At 75.0% G+C, this 2,236-nt stretch carries 2 protein-coding genes; both read left to right on the top strand.

The window, feature by feature from the left end; genetic code table 11:
* Positions 1-46 precede the first annotated feature (46 nt).
* Positions 47-1,123: a HAMP domain-containing sensor histidine kinase gene (locus tag AB0D66_RS34475; RefSeq protein ID WP_362311088.1), complete on the top strand. Its 1,077-nt coding sequence runs from the start codon at positions 47-49 to the stop codon at positions 1,121-1,123.
* A gap of 149 nt (positions 1,124-1,272) precedes the next feature.
* Positions 1,273-2,055: an ABC transporter ATP-binding protein gene (locus AB0D66_RS34470; RefSeq protein ID WP_362311087.1), complete on the top strand. Its 783-nt coding sequence runs from the start codon at positions 1,273-1,275 to the stop codon at positions 2,053-2,055.
* The last annotated feature ends 181 nt before the right edge of the window (positions 2,056-2,236 follow it).

Genomic DNA, 2,236 nt, shown 5'->3' with positions numbered 1-2,236 from the left:
CGACGACCGGCGGCACACGGCCTACGACGCACACGTCGAGGGCAACATCGGCCCGAGCTTCTGGGCCGCCCAGCGGGTCTCGGGCCCGGGCAGCCAGGTGCTGGCCTTCCGGGTCAACATGAGCCCCCAGCTCCACGACCTGTACCGGCTCGACATGACCATGGCGGTGGCCTCACTGGTCGCGCTCGCGGCGGCCACACCCCTGGCGGTGTACGGGGCGGGGCTGCTCGGCCGCCGGCTGCGGCGGGTGTCCGAGACCGCGGGCCGGATCTCCGCGGGGGACCTGGACGCCCGCACCGGCCCCACCAAGGGCGGCGACGAGGTCGCGGACATCGCCGCCACCGTCGACCTGATGGCCGACAGCCTCAGCCGGCGGCTGCGCACCGAGCGCCGGTTCACCGCGGACGTGGCCCACGAGCTGCGCACCCCCGTCGGCGGGCTGCTGGCCGCCGCCGATCTGCTGCCGGCCGGTGAGACGGAGGACCTGCTGCGGGCCCGGGTGCGCGACCTGCGCGGCCTGGTCGAGGACCTGCTGGAGATCTCCCGGCTCGACGCCGGAGCCGAACAGCCGGTCCGCGCCCGGGTCCCGCTCGGCGCGGTCGTCGCCGAGGCCGTGGCACGCACCGGCCTCGACACGCAGGTCCTCGTCGCCGATCAGCGCGGCGGGGAGGGCGCGGAGGGCGCGGAGGGCGCGGGCACCGAGGGCGCCGCAGGCGCCGGAGGCACAGCGGAGACCGCGGGCACGGCGGGGACGGTGGAGACCGCGGGCACGGCGGGGACGGTGGAGACCGCGGGCACCGCGGGGACGGTGGAGACCGATCCGCGCCGCCTCGAACGGATCGTCAGCAACCTCGTCGTCAACGCACACCGGCACGGGGCCGCCCCGGTCCGGGTCACCGTCGAGGGCCGTACGGTCGCCGTACGCGACCACGGCCCCGGATTCCCCGCGGAGCTGCTGGCCGACGGCCCCCGCCGCTTCCACACGGGGGCGAAGGAGCGCGGCGCGGGCCACGGCCTGGGCCTGACCATCGCCCAGGGCCACGCCCGGCTCCTCGGTGCCGAACTGCGCCTGGACAACGCCCCGGACGGCGGCGCCCTCGCCACCCTGCGCCTGCCGGCCTGACCGGCGGCCCCGGCCCCTACACGACTGCTACGAAGCGGCGCGGACACCGATACACACCGGCGGGGGGCCCCGATACGTTCCCCCGACACCCTTCGAAGTGCACCCCATTGGCACCCGAAGAGGAGTTCCCCGTGTCCGTCGACCCCCTGGTGACCGCCGACCCCTTCGGCCCGCACGCGCCGCACCCGGCGTCCGGGATCGCGGCCGCCACCGCCGACCTGTCGAAGGCCTACGGCAGCGGCGACGCCCGCGTCGTCGCCCTGGACCGCGTGAGCATCGCCTTCCGGGAAGGCGAGTTCACCGCGATCATGGGCCCCTCGGGCTGCGGCAAGTCCACCCTGATGCACTGCGCCGCCGGACTGGACTCGGCCGACTCCGGATCCGTACGCATCGGCACCACCGAGCTGAGCGGACTGGGGGACCGGCAGCTCACCCAACTGCGGCGGGACCGGATCGGCTTCATCTTCCAGGCGTTCAACCTGCTGCCGACGCTGACCGCACTGGAGAACATCACGCTGCCGCTGACCATCGCCGGGCGCCGGCCCGACCGGCAGTGGCTGGACCGCGTGGTCTCCATGGTCGGCCTCTCCCAGCGCCTCGGCCACCGGCCCGGACAGCTGTCCGGCGGACAGCAGCAGCGCGTCGCGGTGGCCCGCGCCCTGGTCTCCCGCCCGGCGATCATCTTCGGCGACGAGCCCACCGGCAACCTCGACTCCCGCGCCGGGGCCGAGATCCTCGGCTTCCTGCGGGACTCCGTACGGGAGCTGGGTCAGACCGTGGTCATGGTCACGCACGATCCCGTCGCCGCCGGCTACGCCGACCGCGTCGTCTTCCTCTCCGACGGGCGCCTGGTCGACGAGATGGCGCGGCCCACCGCGGACCGGGTGCTGGACCGGACGAAGGCGTTCGACCCCCGCTCCCGCACCAGCTGACCCGCCCACCCGCACACACCCCGGCTCGCACCCGCCGAGCCCGCCCCCTGCGAGGAACCGCACACCCATGTTCCGTACCGCCCTGCGCAACGTACTCGCGCACAAGGCACGCCTGCTCATGACCGCGTTCGCGGTCATGCTCGGCGTCACGTTCATCTCCGGCAGCCTCGTCTACGGCGAC

It is taken from the genome of Streptomyces sp. NPDC048270, assembly GCF_040652335.1.
In the GTDB taxonomy this organism is placed as follows: domain Bacteria; phylum Actinomycetota; class Actinomycetes; order Streptomycetales; family Streptomycetaceae; genus Streptomyces.
Note: the sequence above shows the minus strand (reverse complement) of the source record. Positions and strands in the feature narration are given on the sequence as shown.